This window comes from Microbacterium sp. BG28 (assembly GCF_034044005.1).
Classification (GTDB): Bacteria; Actinomycetota; Actinomycetes; order Actinomycetales; family Microbacteriaceae; genus Microbacterium.
Window position 1 is genome coordinate 444857 of the sequence record NZ_JAXCHA010000001.1, and the last position, 22049, is coordinate 466905.

The window sequence follows — 22049 nt, forward strand, 5'->3', positions numbered from 1 at the left end:
ACACCGCGGCGAACGGCGCGAACCCCGCGGGATCCGAAGATCCCGCGGGGTTCGCGGTGCAAAGGGGCCGGGACGGGTCCCGACGGGTCCGATTACTCGGACTTCTTCTCCTCCGACTCGGCCGGAGCCTCGTCAGCGGTGGCCTCGGACGCCTCGGGGGCCTCCTCGACCACAGTCTCCTCGGCCGGAGCCTCTTCGACAACCGGCTCCTCGGCGGGGGCTTCCTCGACGGGAGCCGTCTCGGCCTTGACGGCCTTCTTGGCGGGAGCCGCCTTCTTCTTGGTGACGGGCTCGAGCACGAGCTCGATCACGGCCATGGGAGCGTTGTCGCCCTTGCGGTTGCCGATCTTCGTGATGCGGGTGTAGCCGCCTTCACGCTCAGCGACCAGGGGCGCGATCTCGGTGAACAGGACGTGCACGACTTCCTTGTCACCGATGACGGAGAGCACGCGACGGCGCGCGTGCAGGTCGCCACGCTTGCCGAACGTGATGAGACGCTCGGCGAGCGGACGCAGGCGCTTCGCCTTGGTCTCGGTCGTCGTGATCGACTTGTGCGTGAACAGTGCCGCGGCAAGGTTCGCCAGCAGAAGACGCTCGTGTGCGGGGCCGCCTCCGAGGCGGGGTCCCTTCGTGGGCTTGGGCATTCTCAGTTACTCCAGGATTTCGCGGGTGAGCCGGATCAGGCGTTGTCTTCTTCGTATCCGCCGTAGAAGTGGGCGCCGTCGAAACCGGGCACCGAGTCCTTCAGCGACAGACCGAGCGAGACGAGCTTGTCGCGCACCTCGTCGACCGACTTCTGACCGAAGTTGCGGATGTTCATGAGCTGGGTCTCCGACAGGGCGACCAGCTCGGACACCGTGTTGATGCCCTCGCGCTTGAGGCAGTTGTACGAGCGCACCGAGAGGTCGAGGTCCTCGATGGGCATCGACAGTTCGTTGGAGAGGACGGTCTCGACCGGCGCGGGACCGATCTCGATGCCCTCGGCCTCGACGTTCAGCTCACGGGCGAGGCCGAACAGCTCGGTCAGGGTGCGACCCGCCGACGCGACGGCGTCGCGCGGGGCGATCGACGGCTTGGTCTCGACGTCCAGCACGAGCTTGTCGAAGTCGGTGCGCTCACCGGCACGGGTGGCCTCGACGCGGTAGCTGACCTTGAGCACCGGCGAGTAGATCGAGTCGATCGGGATCTGCCCCGCCTCGGCGTACTCGTTGCGGTTCTGCGTCGCCGACACGTAGCCACGGCCGCGCTCGATCGTGAGCTCGAGCTCGAAACGGGCGGTGTCGTTGAGGGTCGCGATGACCAGCTCGGGGTTGTGCACCTCGACACCGGCCGGAGCCGAGATGTCGGCGGCGGTCACTTCGCCCGCGCCCGTCTTGCGCAGGTAGGCCGTGATGGGCTCGTCGCGCTCGCTCGAGACGACCAGCTGCTTGATGTTCAGGATGATCTCGGTGACATCCTCCTTCACACCGGGGATGGTGCTGAACTCGTGCAGCACGCCGTCGATGCGGATGCTGGTGACAGCAGCACCGGGGATGGACGAGAGGAGGCTGCGACGCAGCGCGTTGCCGATGGTGTAACCGAAGCCGGGCTCGAGCGGCTCGATGACGAAGCGGCTGCGGAACTCCCCGATCTTCTCCTCGGTCAGAGTGGGACGCTGTGCGATGAGCACGATGTGTTCCTTTCGGCTAAGTGCCCGCTATATGACACTTGCGTGGATGAGGTGTTGAGTTTTTCTCGCGGATGCCGGGGCGGCACCGTCAGGCGGCGCGCCCCGGCATCCAGAAGCTGTGAGACGTCAGACGCGGCGACGCTTGGGCGGGCGGCAGCCGTTGTGCGCCTGCGGCGTGACGTCCTGGATCGACCCCACCTCGAGGCCGGCGGCAGTCAGTGAACGGATCGCCGTCTCGCGGCCCGAACCCGGACCCTTCACGAAGACGTCGACCTTCTTGACACCGTGCTCGGCGGCCTGACGGGCGGCCGACTCGGCGGCCATGCCGGCCGCGTACGGGGTCGACTTGCGCGAGCCCTTGAAGCCCACTCCGCCCGAAGAGGCCCAGCTGATGACAGCGCCGGACGGGTCGGTGATCGAAACGATCGTGTTGTTGAACGTCGACTTGATGTGGGCGTGGCCCACGGCGATGTTCTTCTTCTCCTTGCGGCGGGGCTTGCGCGCCGCGGACTTGGCCTGTGCCATGTGCGTGTTCTCCTAAACCCTGGGGGCCGCGCCTTAGCGCGCCTTCTTCTTGCCGGCGACGGTGCGCTTGGGGCCCTTGCGCGTGCGGGCGTTGGTCTTCGTGCGCTGACCGCGCACGGGAAGGCCGCGGCGGTGACGCAGGCCCTCGTAGGAGCCGATCTCGACCTTGCGGCGGATGTCGGCGGCGACCTCGCGACGAAGATCACCTTCGACCTTGTAGGTGCCTTCGATGTAGTCACGGAGTGCGACGAGCTGGTCGTCGGTCAGGTCCTTGACGCGGATGCTCTCGTCGATCGAAGTCGCCTTCAGGATCTCGACGGAGCGGGTACGGCCGATGCCGTAGATGTACGTGAGTGCGATCACCACGCGCTTGTCGCGCGGGATGTCGACGCCGGCAAGACGTGCCATGCGGCTCTCCTAGGAGTGAGTGGAGGTGTGGAGCAGGATCGGTGCCCGGGCCTCCGCCCGAGGTGTCCCCCTCGCGGGTTCTGATCCTGCCTGTTGTTCGTTGTTCAGTTGTGGGAGCGGATGCGGCCGGACGCCGCATCCGCCGACTGCACGTCAGCCCTGGCGCTGCTTGTGGCGCGGGTTGGACTTGCAGATGACCATGACGCGTCCGTGACGACGGATCACCTTGCAGTGATCGCAGATCGGCTTGACGCTGGGGTTGACCTTCATGATGCTTCCTGTTCGCTGTCTTCGTGCTCCGAGGTGGAGCCGTTACTTCTCGACCGGATCAGCGGTAGCGATAGACGATGCGGCCGCGCGTGAGGTCGTAGGGCGAGAGCTCCACGACGACGCGGTCCTCGGGGATGATGCGGATGTAGTTCTGCCGCATCTTGCCGGAGATCGTGGCGAGCACCTTGTGCCCGTTGCTCAGCTCGACGCGGAACATCGCGTTGGGCAGAGCCTCGGAGATCACGCCTTCGATCTCGATGACACCGTCTTTTTTAGCCATAGCCTCGCTACCCTCGTGCAGACCGGTCGATCTGCGGTGGATGGGATTCGGTGCCGGAAACGCCTCGACGGCGACACGCCAACGAAGGCGCAAAGCACCAAAGATCAACTATAGGTGATAGAGCCGCATCCCGCCACTCGACGCGTGGCGGGATCGCTCCACCCGGCTCAGGAGATCCTGCTGAGGATGTCCGTCTGCGGGTTGTACGTGATCTGCACGAGGTCGCCGTTGACGCGGAGAGTCGGCGTTCCCGTCGCGCCGTCCGGCAGCGACCGCGACTTCGCGAACTTGATGTACGCGTTCGAGGTGATCGCGTTCTCGAGGTCCGAGGTGACGTTCACGCCCGCTCCACGGGCGAGATCCACCAGCTGCTCGTCCGTCAGGCCGGTCGAGTTCTCGGCGGGCTGGTTCGCATACAGCGCCTGCAGGAAGGCGTAGGCGTTGTCGGGGTCGGCGGCGGCGACCGCGTACATGGCGCTGGCGGCGCGGCTGGAGTACTCGGTGCCCTGCGAGAGCCGGTCCAGGATCGCGACCGGGTACACGTTCAGGGTGATGTCACCCGACGAGACGAGTCCCTGGATGGTCTCGCCCTCCGTCTGCTCGAACTGGTTGCAATAGGGGCACATGAAGTCGATGTACGTGTCGACGGTGTGCTCACCCGTGCCGAACGAGATCGCGCCGGTCGAGGAGTCGATGTTGGATGCCTCGGGCGCCTTGCCCGGGTCCGTCGCCACGTTGTTGAAGACGACGACCAGACCGCCGACGACCACGATTGCGACGACAGCGACGACGCTGATCCAGATCGCGAACCAGTTTGTCTTGCCCTTTGCCGCTGCCATGACGCTCTTTCCTACTCGATTTCGACCGGCTTCACACCATACGGAGCCAGCCCCGCGGCTCCGCCGTCGGGGGCCGTGAGAACCCAGATGCCTCCATCATGGACGGCGACGCTATGTTCCCAGTGGGAGCCGTCTGAACCGTCGACTGTGGAGACGGTCCACTCGTCGTCTTCGACGAGCGTCGCCTCCGAACCTGCGACCACCATCGGCTCGATGGCGAGCACGAGCCCGGGCTGGATCCGAGGGCCCGGATCCGGCACGCGGTAGTTGAACACCGAAGGCGCCTCGTGCATCTTGCGGCCGATTCCGTGTCCGACGTAGTCACGCAGGATGCCGTACTCCCCCGCGACGGTGATGTGATCCTCGACGGCGGCGCCGATCTCACCGATGTGGCGTCCGGTCGCCATCGCGGCGATCCCGGCCCACATGGAACCCTCCGTCACCCGAGACAGCTCCTGCCGCGCTGCGACGAGCTCCGGCCGCGCGGGATCGGGCAGGACGATCGTGATGGCCGAGTCGCCGTTCCACCCACGGAACTGCGCCCCCGCGTCGATCGAGACGATGTCGCCGGCTTCGAGCACCCGGTCGCCCGGGATTCCGTGGACGACCTGCTCGTTGACCGACACACACGTCGTGTGACGGTAACCGCGCACGAGCTGGAAGTTCGACTCCGCACCGCGACCGGTGATCACGGCGGCAGCTGCCGCATCCAACTCAGCCGTCGTCACACCGGGGGCGATCATCTCGCGCACCGCCTGCAGAGCGGCCGCAGTGATCAGCCCCGGCTCGACCATCTGACGCAGTTGCGCCGGGGTCTTGTAGATGGAGCGTCGCAACACGGCTCAGGACGCCGGCGTCAGCCCACGCGCGATCAGAGCCGTGAGGATGCGCTCGGTGATCACGTCGAGCGAGCCGATTCCGTCGATCGCGACGACGAGCCCGCGCTCGCGGTACACGTCGAGGATCGGCGCCGTCTCGTTCTCGTAGATGCTCAGCCGGTGCGCGATGACCTCGGCCGTGTCGTCTGTGCGTCCCTGCTCGGCGGCACGCTTGGTCAGGCGGGCGATGCTCTCGTCGCGCGGCACATCCAGCTCGATCACGGCGTCGAGGCTCTCGCCGCGCTCCTCCAGGAACGTATCGAGGTCACCCACCTGCCCGAGGTTGCGCGGGTAGCCGTCGAGGAGGAAGCCGGGAGCCGCGTCGTCCTGAGCGAGCCGATCGCGCACGACGGCGCTGGTGAGCTCGTCTGGAACCAGGTTGCCCGCCGCGATGATCGCCTGCACCTGCTGTCCGAGGGCGGTTCCCTCGGAGATGTTCGCGCGGAACACGTCGCCCGTCGACACCGCCGGAACGCCGAACGCCTCGGCGATCCGCACGCCCTGTGTGCCCTTGCCGGAGCCCTGGGGCCCCACGATCAGCAGGCGCGCGGTCATCGCAGGAGCCCTTCGTAGTGACGCTGCTGCAGCTGCGCGTCGATCTGCTTCACGGTCTCGAGTCCGACACCCACCATGATGAGGATCGACGTGCCGCCGAACGGGAAGTTCTGGTTCGCGCCCACTGTCGCCAGAGCGATCAGCGGGATCAGTGCCACCAGACCCAGGTAGATCGAGCCCGGCAGCGTGATGCGGGTGAGCACGTAGTCGAGGTACTCGGCGGTGGGGCGGCCGGCACGGATGCCGGGGATGAACCCGCCGTACTTCTTCATGTTGTCGGCGACGTCGACCGGGTTGAACGTGATCGCGACGTAGAAGTAGGTGAACCCGACGATCAGCAGGAAGTACAGCAGCCAGTACAGCGGGTGGTCGCCACGCGTGAGGTAGTTCTGGATCCACACGACCCAGCCCGGCAGCGCGCCGTCCGCATCCGGCGTCTGGTTGAACTGCGAGATGAGCGCGGGGATGTACAGGAGCGACGAGGCGAAGATGACCGGCACGACACCCGCCATGTTGACCTTGATCGGGATGTAGGTGTTGGTCCCGCCGTAGGTGCGGCGGCCCACCATCCGCTTCGCGTACTGCACGGGGATACGGCGTTGAGACTGTTCGACGAAGACGACGAGAGCCACGATCACGACGCCGACGGCGAGGACGAGCAAGAAGACCTCGAAACCGCGGGCCTGCCAGATCGACCACATCGCGGCCGGGAAGGTCGCAGCGATCGAGGTGAAGATGAGCAGCGACATTCCGTTGCCGATGCCGCGCTCGGTGACGAGCTCGGCGAACCACATGATGAGGCCGGTACCGGCGGTCATGGTGATGATCATGAGCAGCTGGGCCCACCACGCGTCGTTGGTCAGCAGCTGCTCGCAGGAGGCGACACCGGTGTTGCCGAAGAGCTGGCCGCTGCGCGCGACGGTCACGAGCGTCGTGGACTGCAGCAGCGCGAGGGCGATGGTCAGGTAGCGCGTGTACTGCGTCAGACGCGCCTGGCCCGACTGGCCCTCCTTGTAGAGGGTCTCGAAGTGCGGGATGACCACGCGCAGCAGCTGAACGATGATCGTCGCGGTGATGTAGGGCATGACGCCCAGCGCGAAGATCGACAGCTGAAGAAGCGCACCGCCCGAGAAGAGGTTGACGAGCGAGAGCACGCCCTGCGTGTTCGACGTGTCGGCGAGACACGACTGAACGTTCGGGAAGTCGACGAACGGCGACGGCACATGTGCACCGAGACGGTACAGCACGATGATGCCCAGGGTGAAAGCGATCTTCCGACGCAGGTCAGGCGTGCGGAACACGCGCGCGATGGCGCTGAACACGTGGATTCCTCCAGAAAGGGTTCCCGGCGCAGGAGGCGCACAGACCACCAGGGTATCCCACCCCGTGCGTGACCGAGCGGCCGCATCCTCCGGGTATGCGACAGGGGCCGGAGATATCCTCCGGCCCCTGCACGCGGCTTACTTGACGGTGCCGCCCGCGGCGACGATCTTCTGCTCAGCGGAGCCGGAGACCTTGTCGACCTCGACGTTCAGCTTCACCGAGATCTCGCCGGTGCCGAGCACCTTGACCTTCTCGTTCTTGCGAACCGCACCCTTGGCGACCAGGTCGACGACGGTCACGTCGCCGCCGGACGGGTACAGCTCCGCGAGCTTGTCCAGGTTCACGACCTGGTACTCCACCCGGAACGGGTTCTTGAACCCGCGCAGCTTCGGGGTACGCATGTGCAGCGGCATCTGCCCACCCTCGAAGCCGGCCTTGACCTGGTAGCGGGCCTTCTGACCCTTGGTGCCACGGCCGGCGGTCTTGCCCTTGGAGCCCTCACCACGACCGACGCGGGTCTTGGCGGTGTTGGATCCGGGGACGGGACGAAGGTGGTGCACCTTCAGCACGCCCGGACGCGCCACGGCGACGTCCTTCTTCTCCGCCTTGGGAGCAGCGGCCTTCTTGGCGGCGGGCTTACGGGTCGTCTTGGCAGCGGGCTTCTCAGCCGCCTGCTCGACGTTCTCGTTCTCAGCCATTAGTCGATCTCCTCAACCTTCACGAGGTGAGCGACGGCCTTGACGTAACCGCGCGTCTGCGCGTCGTCGGGGCGGACGACAGAGTCGCCGATCCGCTTGAGGCCGAGGCTGCGCAGCGTGTCACGCTGGTTCTGCTTCTCGCTCACCTTGGACTTGACCTGCGTGACCTTCAGACGCTGAGCCATCAGGCACCTACCTTCGATGCGGCCGCGGCCTCAGCCTCGGCGCGAACCAGACGGGCCGGAGCGACCTGGTCGAAGTCGAGGCCACGACGGGCGGCCACCTGACGCGGCTCCTCGAGCTGCTTCAGGGCCTCGACGGTCGCGTGCACGATGTTGATCGTGTTCGACGAGCCGAGGGACTTCGAGAGGACGTCGTGGATACCGGCGCACTCGAGCACGGCACGCACGGGGCCACCGGCGATAACACCGGTACCGGCTGCAGCGGGACGCAGCAGGACGACGCCTGCGGCGGCCTCACCCTGGACCGGGTGCGGGATGGTCGATCCCGAACGGGGGACGCGGAAGAAGTTGCGCTTGGCTTCCTCGACACCCTTCGAGATCGCGAGCGGAACCTCGCGGGCCTTGCCGTAGCCGACACCCACCACACCGTTGCCGTCACCGACGACAACGAGAGCGGTGAAGCTGAAGCGACGGCCACCCTTGACGACCTTCGACACACGGTTGATGGTCACGACGCGCTCGAGGAACTGGCTCTCCGAGCGGTCGCGCGACCCGCGGTCACGCTGGTTGGCGTTGCGCTCACGGCCACCGCGACGCGGCTCCCGCTCACGCTCGGCGGGCGCCGTCTCCGTCGCCGCCGCCTGAGTGGCATCGGTCACTTCGGTCTCCTGGTTGGTGTTCGTTGCATCGCTCACAGGTTCAGCCCTCCTTCGCGGGCGCCCTCGGCGATCGCGGCGACACGACCGGCGTAGCGGTTGCCGCCACGGTCGAAGACGACGTCAGCCACGCCGGCAGCCTTCGCGCGCTCGGCGACGAGCTCGCCGACCTTGCGGGCCTTCGAGGTCTTGTCGCCGTCGAAGCCGCGCAGATCGGTCTCGAGGGTGGACGCACTGGCCACGGTGTGGCCCTTGCTGTCGTCGACGACCTGCACGAAGACGTGGCGGGCCGAACGGGTCACGACGAGGCGGGGGCGCTCGGGCGTGCCGACGATCTTCTTGCGAAGACGCGAGTGGCGACGAGCGCGGGCCTCGGACTTGGAAGTCACGGCCATGGTTACTTACCAGCCTTTCCGGCCTTGCGCCGGACGACCTCGCCGGCGTAGCGCACACCCTTGCCCTTGTACGGCTCAGGCTTGCGGATCTTGCGGATGTTGGCAGCGGCCTCACCGACGGCCTGCTTGTCGATCCCGCTCACGGTGAGCTTGTTGTTGCCCTCGACCGTGAACGTGATGCCCGCGGGCGGGTCGACCAGGACGGGGTGCGAGAAGCCCAGCGCGAACTCGACGGACGAGCCCTTCTGCGCGACGCGGTAACCCGTACCGACGACCTCGAGGCCCTTGGTGTAGCCCTGGGTGACGCCGATGATGTTGTTGTTGATGAGCGTGCGGGTCAGGCCGTGGAGCGACCGCGACTCGCGCTCGTCGTCGGGTCGGGTGACGAGAACCTGGTTCTCCTCCACCTTGACCTCGATCGGGTGGGCAGCGGTGAGCGTGAGCTCGCCCTTGGGGCCCTTGACGGAGACATCCTGACCGGACACCGAGACGGTGACGCCGGCGGGGATGTCGATGGGAAGACGTCCGATACGCGACATATCAGGTCACCACACGTAGGCGAGGACTTCCCCACCCACGCCCTTCGACTCGGCCTGACGGTCCGTGAGGAGGCCAGAGGAGGTGGACAGGATCGCGACGCCGAGTCCGCCGAGGACCTTGGGGATCTCGGTCGACTTCGCGTACACGCGGAGGCCGGGCTTCGACACGCGCTTGATGCCGGCGATCGACCGCTCGCGGTTGGGGCCGTACTTCAGCGTGAGCGTCAGCGTCTGGCCGACACGCGCGTCGGTGACCTCCCAGCCGGAGATGTAGCCCTCCTGCTGGAGGATCTCGGCGATGTGGGTCTTGAGCTTGGAGCTCGGCAGCGACACGGAGTCGTGGTGCGCCGAGTTCGCGTTGCGCAGACGGGTCAGCAGATCTGCGACCGGGTCTGTCATCGTCATGATGGTTTTCCTTCGTTCACCAGGTTTCGACCGCCGTTACACGACGGCCGACCTGTGGTGGATGCCGACGGATGCCGGCACGGGGGTGTTACGCCTGGGCGTCCGCCTGGCGGAACGGGAAGCCGAGGTGACGCAGCAGAGCGCGACCCTCGTCGTCCGTGTTCGCCGTGGTGACGATCGTGATGTCGAAACCGCGGACGCGATCGATCTTGTCCTGGTCGATCTCGTGGAAGACCGACTGCTCCTGCAGACCGAACGTGTAGTTGCCGTGGCCGTCGAACTGGCGCTCGTTCAGACCGCGGAAGTCGCGGATGCGGGGCAGCGCGAGGTTCACGAGACGGTCGATGAACTCCCAGGCGCGGTCGCCGCGCAGGGTGACGTGCGCACCGATGGCCTGTCCCTCACGCAGCTTGAACTGCGCGATGGACTTGCGGGCCTTGGTGACGACCGGCTTCTGGCCGGTGATCTTGGTGAGGTCGTCAACCGCACCATCGATCACCTTGCTGTCGCGAGCTGCCTCGCCGACACCGGTGTTCACGACGACCTTGACCAGGCCGGGGATCTGCATGACGTTCGCGTAGCCGAACTCGTCCTGCATCGCCTTCTTGATCTCGGCGTTGTACTTCTGCTTCAGGCGGGGCTGGGTCTTGCCAGCCTCCGCGGCAGTGGCGGTGCTCATCAGAGGTCCTTACCTGACTTCTTCGCGTAGCGCACGCGGACGGTGCGCTTGACGCCGTCCTTGACCTGCTCCTCGACCCGACGGCCGACACGGGTCGGCTTCTTGGTCGAGGGGTCGACGAGGGCGACGTTGGAGATGTGGATGGGGGCTTCGGTCGTCTCGATGCCACCGGTCTTGGTGCCGCGCTGGGTCTGGCCGACCCGCGTGTGCTTGGTGACGTAGTTGACGCCCTCGACGATGACGCGGTTCTGCTCGGTCAGGACCTTGCGGACCTTGCCCTGCTTGCCGCGGTCGCCACCCTTGTCCTGCTTCTTACCAGTGATGACCTGAACCAGGTCACCTGCCTTGATCTTGGCCATGAGGGTCAGATCACCTCCGGAGCGAGCGAGACGATCTTCATGAACTTCTTGTCACGAAGCTCACGACCGACCGGGCCGAAGATGCGGGTGCCGCGGGGCTCCCCGTCGTTCTTCAGGATGACGGCGGCGTTCTCGTCGAACTTGATGTAGGAACCGTCGGGACGACGGGTCTGCTTGACGGTACGGACGACGACGGCCTTGACCACGTCGCCCTTCTTGACGTTGCCGCCGGGGATCGCGTCCTTGACCGTGGCGACGATGACGTCGCCCAGGCCGGCGTAGCGCCGGTTGGAGCCGCCCAGCACACGGATCGTGAGCAGCTCCTTGGCGCCGGTGTTGTCGGCGACCTTGAGGCGGGATTCGTTCTGAATCACTTGTTACTCCTTGGGTTCCAAGTAAGCCCGAGGCTTACTTGGCCTTCTCGAGGATCTCGACCAGGCGCCAGCGCTTGGTGGCGCTCAGCGGGCGGGTCTCGTTGATGAGCACCAGGTCGCCGATACCGGCGGTGTTGCCCTCGTCGTGCGCCTTCACCTTGGAGGTGCGGCGGATGACCTTGCCGTACAGCGGGTGCTTCACGCGGTCCTCGACCTCGACGACGATGGTCTTGTCCATCTTGTCGCTGACGACGTAGCCGCGGCGCGCCTTGCGGTAGCCACGGGCGCCGGCGTCACGGACGTCGTGCTCGGAGCTCTCGTGCCCAGCGGCCTGCTCGACCTCTGCAGCCTTCTTCGTGGTGGCCATCACTCAGCCTCTCCTTCGGCGGCGGCCGAGGTGTCCTCGGTCTTCTTCGCCTTCGTCTTCTTCGCCTTCGCCGGCTCAGCGGCGACGGGCGTGGCACGAATGCCCAGCTCGCGCTCGCGGATCACGGTGTAGAGCCGCGCGATGTCGCGCTTGACCGCACGGATACGGCCGTGGCTCTCGAGCTGGCCGGTGGCCGACTGGAAGCGCAGGTTGAACAGCTCTTCCTTGGCCTTGCGCAGCTCCTCGACGAGGCGCTGGTCTTCGAACGTGTCGAGCTCGCTCGGGGCGAGCTGCTTGGTGCCGATCGCCATTACGCGTCGCCCTCCTCGCGCTTGATGATGCGTGCCTTCAGCGGCAGCTTGTGGATGGCACGGGTCAGCGCCTCACGAGCGAGCTGCTCGTTGACGCCCGCGACCTCGAACAGGACGCGGCCCGGCTTGACGTTCGCGACCCACCACTCGGGCGAACCCTTACCCGAACCCATGCGGGTTTCGGCGGGCTTCTTGGTCAGCGGACGGTCGGGGTAGATGTTGATCCACACCTTTCCACCACGCTTGATGTGACGGGTCATCGCGATACGAGCGGACTCGATCTGACGGTTGGTCACGTAAGCGGGGGTCAGCGCCTGGATACCGAACTCGCCGAACGACACCTGGGTGCCGCCGGTGGCCTGGCCGTCACGCTTGGGGTGGTGCTGCTTGCGGTACTTGACCTTGCGGGGAATAAGCATCAGGCAGACGCTCCTTCTGCGACGGGGGCCTCGTTGCGGGGGCCACGACGGCGGTCGCCACCACGGTCGTCACGACCGCGGGACTTCGGCGCGTTGGCCTGCTCGCGAGCGAGTTCCTTGTTGGTGAGGTCGCCCTTGTAGATCCAGACCTTCACGCCGATGCGGCCGAAGGTGGTCTTGGCCTCGTAGAAGCCGTAGTCGATGTTCGCGCGCAGGGTGTGCAGGGGCACACGGCCTTCGCGGTAGAACTCCGAACGGCTCATCTCGGCGCCGCCGAGGCGGCCGGAGACCTGGATGCGGATGCCCTTGGCGCCGGCGCGCTGAGCGCCCTGCAGGCCCTTGCGCATCGCGCGGCGGAATGCCACACGAGCGGAGAGCTGCTCGGCGATGCCCTGCGCGACGAGCTGGGCGTCGGCCTCGGGGTTCTTGACCTCGAGGATGTTCAGCTGGATCTGCTTGCCGGTGAGCTTCTCGAGGTCGCCGCGGATGCGCTCGGCCTCCGCACCACGACGACCGATCACGATGCCGGGACGCGCGGTGTGGATGTCGACGCGCACGCGGTCGCGGGTGCGCTCGATCTCGATGTTGCTCACGCCTGCACGGTCGAGGCTCGACAGCAGGAGCTTACGGATCTTGATGTCCTCGGCCACGTAGTCGGCGTAGCGCTGTCCGGGCTTCGTCGAGTCCGAGAACCACCGCGACACGTGGTCGGTGGTGATGCCGAGGCGGAAGCCGTACGGGTTGACTTTCTGTCCCATTACTTGCTCGCCTTCTTGCTCTGGGCCGGGGCGGTCTCTGCCACCTCGGGCGTCGCCAGGACGACGGTGATGTGGCTGGTGCGCTTCTTGATCTGGAACGCGCGGCCTTGGGCGCGGGGCTGGAAACGCTTGAGCGTCGTGCCCTCGTCGACGAACGCGTTCTTGACGAACAGATCCTGCTCGTCGAAGAACTCGCCCGCCGCATCCGCCTTCACACGGGCGTTCGCGATCGCCGAGGCGACCAGCTTGTAGATGGGCTCGCTGGCGCTCTGCTGCGCGAACTTCAAGATCGCGAGAGCTTCTTCAGCCTGCTTGCCCTTGATGAGAGCGACGACACGACGAGCCTTCTGAGGGGTCACGCGGATGTGTCGCACGCGTGCGATGGACTCCACCATTTCTTCTCCTCTGCGTCACCGCGTCAGCGGCGACGGCCCTTCTTGTCGTCCTTCACGTGGCCGCGGAAGGTGCGGGTGGGCGCGAACTCGCCCAGCTTGTGACCGACCATGGTCTCGCTCACGAACACGGGGATGTGCTTGCGACCGTCGTGGACCGCGATCGTGTGACCGAGCATCGCGGGCACGATCATCGATCGGCGCGACCAGGTCTTGATGACGTTCTTGGAACCCGCCTCGTTCTGCGAGACAACCTTGCGAAGCAGGTGCTCGTCGACGAAGGGGCCCTTCTTCAGACTGCGTGGCATCTTCTTGACTCCTACTTGCGCTTCTTGCCGGCGGTGCGACGGCGGACGATGTACTTGTCGCTTTCCTTGTTGGCGTGGCGGGTGCGGCCCTCGGCCTTACCCCACGGCGTGACCGGGTGGCGTCCACCGCTGGTCTTGCCCTCGCCACCACCGTGCGGGTGGTCGACCGGGTTCATCGCGACACCGCGAACGGTCGGGCGAACGCCCTTCCAGCGCTTGCGGCCGGCCTTGCCCCAGTTGATGTTCGACTGCTCGGCGTTGCCGACCTCGCCGATCGTCGCGCGGCAGCGCGCGTCGACGTTGCGGATCTCGCCGGAGGGCAGACGGAGCTGCGCGTAGGGACCGTCCTTCGCCACCAGACGCACGCTGGCGCCGGCGGAGCGGGCCATCTTCGCGCCGCCGCCGGGGCGGAGCTCGATGGCGTGGATGACGGTACCGGTGGGGATGTTGCGCAGCGGCAGGTTGTTGCCGGGCTTGATGTCGGCGCCGGCGCCCGACTCCACGATGTCACCCTGCTGCAGCTTGTTCGGCGCGAGGATGTAACGCTTCTCGCCGTCGACGTAGTGCAGCAGCGCGATGCGCGCGGTGCGGTTGGGGTCGTACTCGATATGAGCGACCTTCGCGTTGATTCCGTCCTTGTCGTTGCGACGGAAATCGATCACGCGGTACTGGCGCTTGTGGCCACCACCGATGTGACGCGTCGTGATGCGGCCCTGGTTGTTACGTCCGCCGGTCTTGCTCAGCGGGCGCAGCAGGGACTTCTCGGGCGTCGATCGCGTGATCTCGGCGAAGTCCGCCACCGACGAGCCGCGACGACCGGGGGTCGTCGGCTTGTACTTGCGAATAGCCATAATCTGTGTCCTCTATCCCGACCGTCAGCCGACTGCCGTGAAGATGTCGATGGTGCCCGACTTCAGGGTGACGATGGCGCGCTTGGTGTCCTTGCGCTTGCCGATGCCGAAGCGGGTGCGGCGGGCCTTGCCGACGCGGTTGATCGTGTTGACCGAAGCGACCTTGACACCGAAGATCTTCTCGATGGCGAGCTTGATCTCGGTCTTGTTGGCGCGGGTGTCCACGTAGAACGTGTACTTGCCCTCGTCGATCAGCCCGTAGCTCTTCTCGGAGACGACCGGCTTCAGGATGATGTCGCGCGGGTCCTTGTTGACGGCGGTCATGCCGAGACCTCCTCGGTGGCGGTCCGCGACGCGACGAACGCGTCGTAGGCGGCCTTGGTGAAGACGATGTCGTCGGAGACGAGCACGTCATAGGCGTTCAGCTGGTCGAAGGCGAGCACGTGGACGTACGCGAGGTTGCGCACGCTCAGCAGGCTCAGCTCGTCGTCACGCTCGATGACGACGAGGACGTTCTTCGCGGGGCTCAGCGCGTTCAGCACCGCGGCAGCGGCCTTCGTCGAGGGCGCACCCTCGACGCCGAACGAGTCGACGATGTGCAGACGCTCGCCGCGAGCACGGTCGCTCAGCGCGCCCAGGAGGGCGGCCGCGATCATCTTCTTGGGCGTGCGCTGCGAGTAGTTGCGCGGCTTCGGGCCGTGGACGATGCCACCGCCGGTCATGTGCGGCGCGCGGATCGAGCCCTGACGGGCGTTACCCGTGCCCTTCTGCTTGAAGGGCTTGCGGCCGGCACCGGAGACCTCGCCACGACGCTTGGTCGAGTGCGTGCCCTGGCGAGCCGCCGCGAGCTGCGCGACGACGACCTGGTGGATGAGGGGGATGTTCGTCTTGACGTCGAACAGGGCGGCGGGCAGCTCCACGGAGCCGGCCTTCTTGCCGTCTGCCTTCACGACGTCGAGCGCGAGAGTCGAGTCAGCCATGTTCTCAGGCACCCTTCACTGCGTTGCGGACGTAGACGATGCGGCCACGAGCGCCGGGCACAGCGCCCTTGACGAGCAGCAGACCCTTCTCGGCGTCGACGGCGTGCACCGTGAGGTTGAGGACGGTCACGCGCTCGCCACCCATGCGGCCGGCCATGCGCATGCCCTTGAAGACGCGGCTGGGCGTCGACGAGGCACCGATGGAACCCGGCTTGCGGTGGTTGCGGTGCGCACCGTGCGAGGCGGAGACGCCCTTGAAGTTGTGGCGCTTCATGACACCCGCGGTGCCCTTGCCCTTGCTGGTGCCGACGACGTCGACCAGCTTGCCCGCTTCGAAGACACCGTCGACCGTGAGCTCCTGACCGAGTGAGTAGTCAGCGGCGTTCGCGGTGCGGATCTCGGTGACGTGGCGGCGCGGCGTGACGCCGGCAGCCTCGAAGTGGCCCTCGAGGGGCTTGGTGACCTTGCGGGGGTCGATCTGACCCGCGGCGATCTGAACGGCGTTGTAGCCGTCCTTCTCGGGGGTGCGGATCTGCGTGACCACGTTCGGGGTGATCTGGATGACCGTCACGGGGACGAGCTTGCCCTGCTCGTTCCAGACCTGGGTCATGCCGAGCTTGGTGCCCAGGAGGCCCTGGGAGATCTTGGAGTTGATGTCAGCCATGTCGAACCTCAGAGCTTGATCTCGATGTTGACGTCGGCCGGAAGGTCGAGACGCATCAGCGAGTCGACGGCCTTGGGCGTCGGGTCGATGATGTCGATGAGGCGCTTGTGGGTGCGCATCTCGAAGTGCTCGCGGCTGTCCTTGTACTTGTGGGGCGACCGGATGACGACCACGACGTTCTTCTCGGTCGGCAGCGGCACGGGGCCGACGACGGTGGCGCCGGCTCGGGTCACGGTGTCGACGATCTTGCGCGCGGAGCTGTCGAGCCCTGCGTGATCGTACGACTTCAGGCGAATGCGGATCTTCTGTCCCGCCATAGTCTGCTCACTCTCTTTCTCGCGTCATACCTCTGAGGGCATCGGACGCACGGTGACGCTTGCGCGCCGGGCACTTCTCCCGCTTTCGCGGTGATGCTGCACCACTGTTCTCGTGTCAAACCAGCCCCTTCCGAGGCCGGCCCCGCACTCCACGCGCAATGCACGCCCGTTTCCGGGAAGAAGTGTGGGAGATGTCGTTCTGCTACCCGCGGCCTAGACCCCGCGCGTGGAGCGCTGATCTATGCACTGCCCTGGCAGTGATCCGGGCAGCAAAGCACCCGGAATGTGGAACCTGACTAGTCTACGTGTCGCCCGGGCGTGTCGCAAACTCGGGCGTGTCGGGGCGGCGTGTGGAGCACAACGACAGAACCCCCGGGCCGTGGCCCGGGGGTTCTGTCGTTGACTGTCGTGTGTCAGGCGCCCTGGCGCTGACGACGCACGGCGAACACGGTGACCGCGAGGCCACCGAGCAGCAGCACGCCGCCGCCGATCCAGACGCCCATCAGCGAGCCGCTGTCGACACCGGTCGCGGGAAGGCCCGAACCGGAACCGGTGCCGCCGCTTCCGGTGCCCACGGCGAAGCTCGTGGTCTCGGTGACCGAGACACCGTTCTTCTGGCCGGTGACCGCGACGTCGTAGGAGCCGGTCGCGTTCGACGGCAGCTTGACGTTGAACGATGCGTTGCCCGCCGCGTTCGTCGAGGTGTTGAAGGTCGGCGACGAGCTGACGGCCAGCTTGACCGAGGCCTGCGTGATGCCGGCGCCGTTCTCGCCGGTGACGACGAAGCTGATCGGCGTGTTGCCGTCGAAGGCGGTGGCGACGAGCGTCACCGTGCCGCCGGGGGTCGGGGCACCGGAGACGGCCGCGTCGGGCTCTCCGGGCGTGGGAACGTAGGCCTGCGCTGCCGCGGGAGCGGCAACGAGGGCGGCAGCGGTCAGGATGACCGCTGCGATCTTGGTGCGAAGGCTCTTCATTTTCAACTCCGTGGGGGTGTGAGGCGCAGCCTCAATGGGTACCAGGATGGTCCGGGAGTTGGACTGAGCCACGAATCGCCCAGCCTACCCCCGCAGGCCACGCTAGCTCTTCTCCCAGGCCGCTCACAAGTCGAGGGTGCGTTATGCGACCTTTCTTTACGTCTCCGTAATCTCACCGTCAGCACGCGACACCCCGTAAACACCGACAGGGGCCGGACCCGAAGGTCCGACCCCTGTCGGCGAAGTCCGAAGGACTTACTTGAGGATCTTGGTCACCGTGCCGGCGCCGACGGTGCGGCCACCCTCACGGATCGCGAAGCCGAGGCCCTCTTCCATGGCGATCGGCTGGATGAGCTCGACCGACATCTCCGTGGTGTCACCGGGCATGACCATCTCGGTGCCCTCGGGCAGCGTGATGACGCCGGTCACGTCCGTGGTACGGAAGTAGAACTGCGGACGGTAGTTCGTGAAGAACGGGTTGTGACGGCCGCCCTCCTCCTTGGACAGGATGTACGCCGTGCCCTCGAAGTTGGTGTGCGGGGTGACCGAACCGGGCTTGACGACGACCTGGCCGCGCTCGACGTCGTCACGCTTGGTGCCGCGAAGGAGCAGACCACAGTTCTCGCCGGCCCAGGCCTCGTCGAGCTGCTTGTGGAACATCTCGATACCGGTGACGATCGTCTTCTGCGTCGGGCGGATGCCCACGATCTCGACCTCGGAGTTGATCGCCAGCGTGCCACGCTCGGCGCGGCCCGTGACGACGGTGCCACGACCGGTGATCGTGAAGACGTCCTCGATGGGCATCAGGAACGGCTTGTCCTTGTCGCGCACCGGGTCCGGGATGGACTCGTCGACGGCCTCCATGAGCTCGACGATCGAGTTGACCCACTTCTCGTCACCCTCGAGAGCCTTCAGGCCCGAGACGCGGACGACGGGAGCGTTGTCGCCATCGAAGTCCTGCGACGACAGCAGCTCGCGAACCTCGAGCTCGACGAGCTCCAGGATCTCCTCGTCGTCGACCATGTCGCTCTTGTTCAGGGCGACGAGCAGGTAGGGCACGCCGACCTGCTTGGCCAGCAGCACGTGCTCGCGGGTCTGAGCCATCGGGCCGTCGGTGGCGGCGACCACGAGGATCGCGCCGTCCATCTGAGCGGCACCGGTGATCATGTTCTTGATGTAGTCAGCGTGACCGGGAGCGTCGACGTGAGCGTAGTGACGCTTGGGCGTCTCGTACTCGACGTGCGAGATGTTGATCGTGATGCCGCGCTGGCGCTCCTCGGGAGCGGAGTCGATCGACGCGAAGTCGCGCTGCACGTTGGTGGCCGACGGGAACTTGTCGGCGAGCACCTTCGAGATCGCGGCGGTGAGCGTGGTCTTGCCGTGGTCGACGTGACCGATCGTTCCGATGTTCACGTGCGGCTTGGTCCGCTCGAACTTGGCCTTAGCCACTGGGTCCTCCTCAGGACGTCGTGTAGAGACTCCGGTCGCTGGGTTGCGACCGGCTCGCTACGGGGATTGTTCTCAGTGTAATAGAGAGGGGTCGTGTGAAGTTGTGAGCCAGAAGTGCGGACGGGACGAAACCGCCCCGTCCGCAGACGAGACCTCCGAGGAGATTACTCGCCCTTCGTCTTCTGAACGATCTCGTCCATGACGTTGCGCGGGACCTCGGCGTAGCTGTCGAACTCCATGGAGTAGACAGCGCGACCGGAGGTCTTCGAACGCAGGTCACCGATGTAACCGAACATCTCGGACAGCGGGACGTTGGCACGGACGACCTTGACGCCGGCCGCATCCTCCATCGACTGGATCTGGCCGCGACGGGAGTTCAGGTCGCCGATGACGTCGCCCATGTACTCCTCCGGAGTACGCACCTCGACGGCCATGATCGGCTCGAGGATGACGGGGTTCGCCTTGCGGACGGCCTCCTTGAAGCCCATGGAGCCCGCGATCTTGAACGCCATCTCCGAGGAGTCGACGTCGTGCGAGGCGCCATCGAGCAGGATCGCCTTCACGCCCACCATGGGGAAGCCGGCGAGCACGCCGACGTTCATGGCGTCCTGGAAGCCCTGGTCGGTCGGGCTGATGTACTCGCGCGGGATGCGGCCACCCGTGACCTTGTTCTCGAACTCGTACGTCTTGTCCGCCGTGACCTCGAGGGGCTCCAGCGCGAACTGGATCTTGGCGAACTGACCCGAACCACCGGTCTGCTTCTTGTGCGTGTAGTCGTGACGCTCGACGGTCTTGCGGATCGTCTCGCGGTACGCGACCTGGGGCTTTCCGACGTTGGCCTCGACCTTGAACTCGCGCTTCATGCGGTCGACGAGGATGTCGAGGTGGAGCTCGCCCATGCCCTTGATGACCGTCTGACCGGTCTCGGCGTTCTGCTCGACGCGGAACGTCGGGTCCTCTTCGGCGAGCTTCTGGATCGCGAGACCCAGCTTCTCCTGGTCGGCCTTGGTCTTGGGCTCGATGGCGACCTCGATGACCGGCTCCGGGAACGTCATCGACTCGAGGACGACCTGGTTGGTGCTGTCGGAGAGGGTGTCACCGGTGGTGGTGTCCTTCAGGCCGATGACCGCGTAGATGTGACCGGCGGTCACGGAGTCGACCGGCATCTCCTTGTTGGCGTGCATCTGGAAGATCTTTCCGATGCGCTCCTTCTTGCCCTTGGTCGCGTTCACGACCTGCGCACCGGAGTCCAGGTGACCCGAGTACACGCGGATGTAGGTCAGACGACCGAAGAAGGGGTGCGTGACGATCTTGAACGCGAGGGCCGCGAACGGCTCGTCGCGGTCGGCGTGACGCTCGATGACGATCTCTTCGTCCTTGGGGTCGTGAGCCTCGATGGCGGGCACGTCCAGGGGCGAGGGGAGGTAGTCGACGACCGCGTCCAGCATCGGCTGCACGCCACGGTTCTTGAACGCCGAGCCACACAGGACCGGGTAGACCTCGGAATTGATCGTGAGCTTGCGGATCGCGCCCTTGATCTCGGCCAGGGAGAGCTCTTCGCCGCCGAAGTACTTCTCGAGCAGGGACTCGTCACTCTCGGCGACCGTCTCGAGCAGCTTCTCGCGGTACTCGGCAGCACGGTCGGCGAGGTCGGCCGGGATCTCCTGGATCTCGTACTTCGCACCCATCGTGACGTCACCCTTGGCATCGCCGGGCCACACCAGAGCGCGCATCTCGACGAGGTCGATGACCCCGACGAAGTCGTTCTCGGCGCCGATGGGCAGCTGCAGCACGAGGGGCTTGGCCTTCAGGCGGTTCACGATCGTGTCGACGGTGAAGTAGAAGTCGGCGCCCAGCTTGTCCATCTTGTTGACGAAGCAGATGCGCGGCACGTCGTACTTGTCGGCCTGACGCCACACCGTCTCGGACTGGGGCTCGACGCCCTCCTTGCCGTCGAAGACGGCGACGGCACCGTCGAGCACGCGCAGCGAGCGCTCGACCTCGACCGTGAAGTCGACGTGGCCGGGGGTGTCGATGATGTTGATCTGGTTCTTGTTCCAGAAGCAGGTCACGGCGGCGGAGGTGATCGTGATGCCACGCTCCTGCTCCTGCTCCATCCAGTCGGTGGTCGCAGCGCCGTCGTGCGTCTCACCGATCTTGTGGTTGACGCCCGTGTAGAAGAGGATGCGCTCGGTCGTCGTCGTCTTGCCGGCATCGATGTGCGCCATGATGCCGATGTTGCGGACCTTGTTGAGGTCGGTGAGCACTTCTTGTGCCACGGGGATGTCCTTACGTGTTGTCGGGTGCGCCGGCCGGGGCGGTGGCCCCGGCCGGCGCCGAGCTGCTGATTACCAGCGGTAGTGCGCGAAGGCGCGGTTCGACTCGGCCATCTTGTGGGTGTCTTCGCGGCGCTTGACCGCGGCACCGAGGCCGTTCGAGGCGTCGAGGATCTCGTTCTGCAGACGCTCGGTCATCGTCTTCTCACGACGACCCTTCGCGTAGCTGACGAGCCAGCGCAGCGCCAGGGTGTTGGCGCGGTGCGGCTTGACCTCGACCGGCACCTGGTAGGTCGAGCCACCGACGCGGCGGCTCTTGACCTCGAGGGTGGGACGGACGTTGTCGAGCGCCTTCTTCAGCGTCGCGACCGCGTCCTGGCCGTTCTTGGCCTCGACGCCGCGGAGGGCCGTGTAGACGATCGACTCGGCGAGCGACTTCTTGCCGTCCACGAGGATCTTGTTGACGAGCTGGCTGACGATCGGTGCGCCGTAGACCGGGTCGTTGACGACCGGACGCTTCGGGGCGGGACCCTTACGAGGCATCTAACTCAACCCTTCTTCGCGCCGTAGCGGCTACGGGCCTGCTTGCGGTTCTTGACGGCCTGGGTGTCCAGGGCGCCGCGAACGATCTTGTAACGCACACCGGGGAGGTCCTTCACACGACCGCCGCGCACCAGCACGAGCGAGTGCTCCTGCAGGTTGTGGCCCTCGCCGGGGATGTAGGCGGTGACCTCGGTGCCGTTACGGAGCTTCACACGAGCGACCTTGCGCATCGCCGAGTTCGGCTTCTTCGGGGTGGTGGTGTACACGCGGGTGCAGACACCGGCCTGCTGCGGGTTCGACTTCAGCGCGGGAGCCTTGGTCTTGGTGACCTTCGGCGTGCGCCCCTTGCGAACCAACTGCTGAATAGTTGGCACGTTCTCTCCTTGTCAGTGCTGCACGGTGACAG

At 66.1% G+C, this 22049-nt stretch carries 35 protein-coding genes; all 35 read right to left on the reverse strand.

Annotated elements, in window-relative coordinates; all coding sequences use genetic code 11:
- Window positions 1-92: 92 nt before the first annotated feature.
- A complete protein-coding gene (gene rplQ, locus SK224_RS02260) occupies window positions 93-644 on the reverse strand; it encodes a 50S ribosomal protein L17 (RefSeq protein WP_320433203.1) in 552 nt (183 codons plus the stop codon).
- Between the two features lie 35 nt (window positions 645-679).
- Entirely contained in the window at window positions 680-1669 is a 990-nt protein-coding gene (locus tag SK224_RS02265) for a DNA-directed RNA polymerase subunit alpha (protein WP_137418030.1), read from the reverse strand.
- Window positions 1670-1795: 126 nt separating this feature from the next.
- Window positions 1796-2194 (reverse strand): 30S ribosomal protein S11, encoded by a 399-nt coding sequence (gene rpsK / locus SK224_RS02270; RefSeq protein WP_039395885.1) that lies wholly within the window; start codon window positions 2192-2194, stop codon window positions 1796-1798.
- Window positions 2195-2227: 33 nt separating this feature from the next.
- A complete protein-coding gene (gene rpsM / locus SK224_RS02275) occupies window positions 2228-2602 on the reverse strand; it encodes a 30S ribosomal protein S13 (RefSeq protein WP_137418031.1) in 375 nt (124 codons plus the stop codon).
- A 153-nt stretch (window positions 2603-2755) separates the two neighbouring features.
- The gene (gene rpmJ, locus SK224_RS02280) at window positions 2756-2872 is read right to left on the reverse strand and encodes a 50S ribosomal protein L36 (RefSeq protein WP_005050492.1); all 117 of its coding nucleotides are present in this window, start codon (window positions 2870-2872) and stop codon (window positions 2756-2758) included.
- Between the two features lie 58 nt (window positions 2873-2930).
- Entirely contained in the window at window positions 2931-3152 is a 222-nt protein-coding gene (gene infA / locus SK224_RS02285; RefSeq protein WP_017201569.1) for a translation initiation factor IF-1, read from the reverse strand.
- 167 nt (window positions 3153-3319) lie between these two features.
- On the reverse strand, window positions 3320-3991 hold the full coding sequence (locus SK224_RS02290) for a DsbA family protein (RefSeq protein WP_320433204.1): 672 nt from the start codon (window positions 3989-3991) through the stop codon (window positions 3320-3322).
- An 11-nt stretch (window positions 3992-4002) separates the two neighbouring features.
- Window positions 4003-4830 (reverse strand): type I methionyl aminopeptidase, encoded by an 828-nt coding sequence (gene map, locus SK224_RS02295; RefSeq protein ID WP_320433205.1) that lies wholly within the window; start codon window positions 4828-4830, stop codon window positions 4003-4005.
- 3 nt (window positions 4831-4833) lie between these two features.
- The gene (locus SK224_RS02300; RefSeq protein WP_320433206.1) at window positions 4834-5424 is read right to left on the reverse strand and encodes an adenylate kinase; all 591 of its coding nucleotides are present in this window, start codon (window positions 5422-5424) and stop codon (window positions 4834-4836) included.
- Window positions 5421-6746, reverse strand: a complete 1326-nt coding sequence (gene secY / locus SK224_RS02305) for a preprotein translocase subunit SecY (RefSeq protein ID WP_137418035.1) — start codon at window positions 6744-6746, stop codon at window positions 5421-5423. The genes SK224_RS02300 and secY overlap by 4 nt, the downstream gene beginning before the upstream one ends.
- A gap of 138 nt (window positions 6747-6884) precedes the next feature.
- Complete coding sequence (rplO, locus tag SK224_RS02310; protein WP_234074509.1) at window positions 6885-7445, reverse strand: 50S ribosomal protein L15; 561 nt, start codon at window positions 7443-7445, stop codon at window positions 6885-6887.
- Window positions 7445-7630, reverse strand: coding sequence for a 50S ribosomal protein L30 (gene rpmD / locus SK224_RS02315; RefSeq protein WP_137418037.1), 186 nt, complete (start codon window positions 7628-7630; stop codon window positions 7445-7447). Before rpmD ends, rplO begins: the two co-directional genes overlap by 1 nt.
- Window positions 7630-8322, reverse strand: a complete 693-nt coding sequence (gene rpsE / locus SK224_RS02320; RefSeq protein WP_137418038.1) for a 30S ribosomal protein S5 — start codon at window positions 8320-8322, stop codon at window positions 7630-7632. Before rpsE ends, rpmD begins: the two co-directional genes overlap by 1 nt.
- Window positions 8319-8678 carry a 50S ribosomal protein L18 gene (gene rplR, locus SK224_RS02325; RefSeq protein ID WP_320433207.1) on the reverse strand — a complete coding sequence of 120 codons (360 nt, stop codon included), beginning with the start codon at window positions 8676-8678 and terminating at the stop codon, window positions 8319-8321. The genes rpsE and rplR overlap by 4 nt, the downstream gene beginning before the upstream one ends.
- 2 nt (window positions 8679-8680) lie before the next feature.
- On the reverse strand, window positions 8681-9217 hold the full coding sequence (gene rplF / locus SK224_RS02330) for a 50S ribosomal protein L6 (RefSeq protein ID WP_137418040.1): 537 nt from the start codon (window positions 9215-9217) through the stop codon (window positions 8681-8683).
- A 6-nt stretch (window positions 9218-9223) separates the two neighbouring features.
- Complete coding sequence (rpsH, locus tag SK224_RS02335; protein ID WP_137418041.1) at window positions 9224-9622, reverse strand: 30S ribosomal protein S8; 399 nt, start codon at window positions 9620-9622, stop codon at window positions 9224-9226.
- Window positions 9623-9710: 88 nt separating this feature from the next.
- Window positions 9711-10301, reverse strand: a complete 591-nt coding sequence (rplE, locus tag SK224_RS02340; protein WP_137418042.1) for a 50S ribosomal protein L5 — start codon at window positions 10299-10301, stop codon at window positions 9711-9713.
- Entirely contained in the window at window positions 10301-10660 is a 360-nt protein-coding gene (gene rplX, locus SK224_RS02345) for a 50S ribosomal protein L24 (RefSeq protein ID WP_137418043.1), read from the reverse strand. Before rplX ends, rplE begins: the two co-directional genes overlap by 1 nt.
- A 5-nt stretch (window positions 10661-10665) precedes the next feature.
- Window positions 10666-11034, reverse strand: a complete 369-nt coding sequence (rplN, locus tag SK224_RS02350) for a 50S ribosomal protein L14 (protein ID WP_045246799.1) — start codon at window positions 11032-11034, stop codon at window positions 10666-10668.
- A 34-nt stretch (window positions 11035-11068) separates the two neighbouring features.
- Entirely contained in the window at window positions 11069-11401 is a 333-nt protein-coding gene (rpsQ, locus tag SK224_RS02355) for a 30S ribosomal protein S17 (RefSeq protein ID WP_267955120.1), read from the reverse strand.
- Complete coding sequence (gene rpmC / locus SK224_RS02360; RefSeq protein WP_137418045.1) at window positions 11401-11712, reverse strand: 50S ribosomal protein L29; 312 nt, start codon at window positions 11710-11712, stop codon at window positions 11401-11403. Before rpmC ends, rpsQ begins: the two co-directional genes overlap by 1 nt.
- Window positions 11712-12131: a 50S ribosomal protein L16 gene (gene rplP / locus SK224_RS02365; RefSeq protein WP_137418046.1), complete on the reverse strand. Its 420-nt coding sequence runs from the start codon at window positions 12129-12131 to the stop codon at window positions 11712-11714. Before rplP ends, rpmC begins: the two co-directional genes overlap by 1 nt.
- On the reverse strand, window positions 12131-12889 hold the full coding sequence (rpsC, locus tag SK224_RS02370) for a 30S ribosomal protein S3 (protein WP_137418047.1): 759 nt from the start codon (window positions 12887-12889) through the stop codon (window positions 12131-12133). Before rpsC ends, rplP begins: the two co-directional genes overlap by 1 nt.
- Entirely contained in the window at window positions 12889-13284 is a 396-nt protein-coding gene (gene rplV, locus SK224_RS02375) for a 50S ribosomal protein L22 (protein WP_137418048.1), read from the reverse strand. Before rplV ends, rpsC begins: the two co-directional genes overlap by 1 nt.
- A 23-nt stretch (window positions 13285-13307) precedes the next feature.
- Window positions 13308-13589, reverse strand: a complete 282-nt coding sequence (gene rpsS, locus SK224_RS02380; protein ID WP_053546372.1) for a 30S ribosomal protein S19 — start codon at window positions 13587-13589, stop codon at window positions 13308-13310.
- Window positions 13590-13600: 11 nt separating this feature from the next.
- Window positions 13601-14440, reverse strand: coding sequence for a 50S ribosomal protein L2 (gene rplB / locus SK224_RS02385; RefSeq protein ID WP_137418049.1), 840 nt, complete (start codon window positions 14438-14440; stop codon window positions 13601-13603).
- Between the two features lie 24 nt (window positions 14441-14464).
- A complete protein-coding gene (rplW, locus tag SK224_RS02390) occupies window positions 14465-14764 on the reverse strand; it encodes a 50S ribosomal protein L23 (RefSeq protein ID WP_137418050.1) in 300 nt (99 codons plus the stop codon).
- On the reverse strand, window positions 14761-15420 hold the full coding sequence (rplD, locus tag SK224_RS02395; protein ID WP_320433208.1) for a 50S ribosomal protein L4: 660 nt from the start codon (window positions 15418-15420) through the stop codon (window positions 14761-14763). Before rplD ends, rplW begins: the two co-directional genes overlap by 4 nt.
- A gap of 4 nt (window positions 15421-15424) precedes the next feature.
- Window positions 15425-16084, reverse strand: coding sequence for a 50S ribosomal protein L3 (gene rplC, locus SK224_RS02400; protein WP_137418052.1), 660 nt, complete (start codon window positions 16082-16084; stop codon window positions 15425-15427).
- Between the two features lie 8 nt (window positions 16085-16092).
- A complete protein-coding gene (gene rpsJ / locus SK224_RS02405) occupies window positions 16093-16401 on the reverse strand; it encodes a 30S ribosomal protein S10 (protein WP_045246810.1) in 309 nt (102 codons plus the stop codon).
- A gap of 413 nt (window positions 16402-16814) precedes the next feature.
- Complete coding sequence (locus SK224_RS02410) at window positions 16815-17375, reverse strand: LPXTG cell wall anchor domain-containing protein (protein WP_320433209.1); 561 nt, start codon at window positions 17373-17375, stop codon at window positions 16815-16817.
- A gap of 255 nt (window positions 17376-17630) precedes the next feature.
- Window positions 17631-18824 (reverse strand): elongation factor Tu, encoded by a 1194-nt coding sequence (tuf, locus tag SK224_RS02415; protein ID WP_137418064.1) that lies wholly within the window; start codon window positions 18822-18824, stop codon window positions 17631-17633.
- Window positions 18825-18988: 164 nt separating this feature from the next.
- The gene (fusA, locus tag SK224_RS02420) at window positions 18989-21103 is read right to left on the reverse strand and encodes an elongation factor G (RefSeq protein ID WP_137418065.1); all 2115 of its coding nucleotides are present in this window, start codon (window positions 21101-21103) and stop codon (window positions 18989-18991) included.
- A 69-nt stretch (window positions 21104-21172) separates the two neighbouring features.
- Window positions 21173-21643: a 30S ribosomal protein S7 gene (gene rpsG / locus SK224_RS02425; protein WP_137418066.1), complete on the reverse strand. Its 471-nt coding sequence runs from the start codon at window positions 21641-21643 to the stop codon at window positions 21173-21175.
- A gap of 5 nt (window positions 21644-21648) precedes the next feature.
- Window positions 21649-22017, reverse strand: a complete 369-nt coding sequence (gene rpsL / locus SK224_RS02430) for a 30S ribosomal protein S12 (RefSeq protein WP_036318318.1) — start codon at window positions 22015-22017, stop codon at window positions 21649-21651.
- Between the last annotated feature and the right edge of the window lie 32 nt (window positions 22018-22049).

Excerpts from the sequence above, each read along its gene's own strand:
- rplB (WP_137418049.1), bottom strand. The coding sequence starts at position 14,440 with ATGGCTATTCGCAAGTACAAGCCGACGACCCCCGGTCGTCGCGGCTCG.
- rplV (WP_137418048.1), bottom strand. The coding sequence starts at position 13,284 with ATGGTGGAGTCCATCGCACGCGTGCGACACATCCGCGTGACCCCTCAG.
- rplQ (WP_320433203.1), bottom strand. The coding sequence starts at position 644 with ATGCCCAAGCCCACGAAGGGACCCCGCCTCGGAGGCGGCCCCGCACAC.
- rplX (WP_137418043.1), bottom strand. The coding sequence starts at position 10,660 with ATGGCCAAGATCAAGGCAGGTGACCTGGTTCAGGTCATCACTGGTAAG.
- rplE (WP_137418042.1), bottom strand. The coding sequence starts at position 10,301 with ATGAGCACCGCCACTGCCGCGGAGGCTGGCAAGACCCAGCCCCGCCTG.
- rpsH (WP_137418041.1), bottom strand. The coding sequence starts at position 9,622 with ATGACGATGACAGACCCGGTCGCAGATCTGCTGACCCGTCTGCGCAAC.
- rpsM (WP_137418031.1), bottom strand. The coding sequence starts at position 2,602 with ATGGCACGTCTTGCCGGCGTCGACATCCCGCGCGACAAGCGCGTGGTG.
- rpsK (WP_039395885.1), bottom strand. The coding sequence starts at position 2,194 with ATGGCACAGGCCAAGTCCGCGGCGCGCAAGCCCCGCCGCAAGGAGAAG.
- rplF (WP_137418040.1), bottom strand. The coding sequence starts at position 9,217 with ATGTCGCGTATCGGACGTCTTCCCATCGACATCCCCGCCGGCGTCACC.
- rplR (WP_320433207.1), bottom strand. The coding sequence starts at position 8,678 with ATGGCCGTGACTTCCAAGTCCGAGGCCCGCGCTCGTCGCCACTCGCGT.
- rplO (WP_234074509.1), bottom strand. The coding sequence starts at position 7,445 with ATGGCTGAGAACGAGAACGTCGAGCAGGCGGCTGAGAAGCCCGCTGCC.
- SK224_RS02410 (WP_320433209.1), bottom strand. The coding sequence starts at position 17,375 with ATGAAGAGCCTTCGCACCAAGATCGCAGCGGTCATCCTGACCGCTGCC.
- rpsS (WP_053546372.1), bottom strand. The coding sequence starts at position 13,589 with ATGCCACGCAGTCTGAAGAAGGGCCCCTTCGTCGACGAGCACCTGCTT.
- rpsJ (WP_045246810.1), bottom strand. The coding sequence starts at position 16,401 with ATGGCGGGACAGAAGATCCGCATTCGCCTGAAGTCGTACGATCACGCA.
- rpmD (WP_137418037.1), bottom strand. The coding sequence starts at position 7,630 with ATGGCTCAGCGTCTGAAGGTCACGCAGGTCAAGTCCAAGGTGAGCGAG.
- rpsG (WP_137418066.1), bottom strand. The coding sequence starts at position 21,643 with ATGCCTCGTAAGGGTCCCGCCCCGAAGCGTCCGGTCGTCAACGACCCG.
- rplD (WP_320433208.1), bottom strand. The coding sequence starts at position 15,420 with ATGGCTGACTCGACTCTCGCGCTCGACGTCGTGAAGGCAGACGGCAAG.
- rpsQ (WP_267955120.1), bottom strand. The coding sequence starts at position 11,401 with ATGGCCACCACGAAGAAGGCTGCAGAGGTCGAGCAGGCCGCTGGGCAC.
- rpmC (WP_137418045.1), bottom strand. The coding sequence starts at position 11,712 with ATGGCGATCGGCACCAAGCAGCTCGCCCCGAGCGAGCTCGACACGTTC.
- SK224_RS02290 (WP_320433204.1), bottom strand. The coding sequence starts at position 3,991 with ATGGCAGCGGCAAAGGGCAAGACAAACTGGTTCGCGATCTGGATCAGC.
- rplC (WP_137418052.1), bottom strand. The coding sequence starts at position 16,084 with ATGGCTGACATCAACTCCAAGATCTCCCAGGGCCTCCTGGGCACCAAG.
- SK224_RS02300 (WP_320433206.1), bottom strand. The coding sequence starts at position 5,424 with ATGACCGCGCGCCTGCTGATCGTGGGGCCCCAGGGCTCCGGCAAGGGC.
- rplW (WP_137418050.1), bottom strand. The coding sequence starts at position 14,764 with ATGACCGCCGTCAACAAGGACCCGCGCGACATCATCCTGAAGCCGGTC.
- rpsC (WP_137418047.1), bottom strand. The coding sequence starts at position 12,889 with ATGGGACAGAAAGTCAACCCGTACGGCTTCCGCCTCGGCATCACCACC.
- rpmJ (WP_005050492.1), bottom strand. The coding sequence starts at position 2,872 with ATGAAGGTCAACCCCAGCGTCAAGCCGATCTGCGATCACTGCAAGGTG.
- rplP (WP_137418046.1), bottom strand. The coding sequence starts at position 12,131 with ATGCTTATTCCCCGCAAGGTCAAGTACCGCAAGCAGCACCACCCCAAG.
- infA (WP_017201569.1), bottom strand. The coding sequence starts at position 3,152 with ATGGCTAAAAAAGACGGTGTCATCGAGATCGAAGGCGTGATCTCCGAG.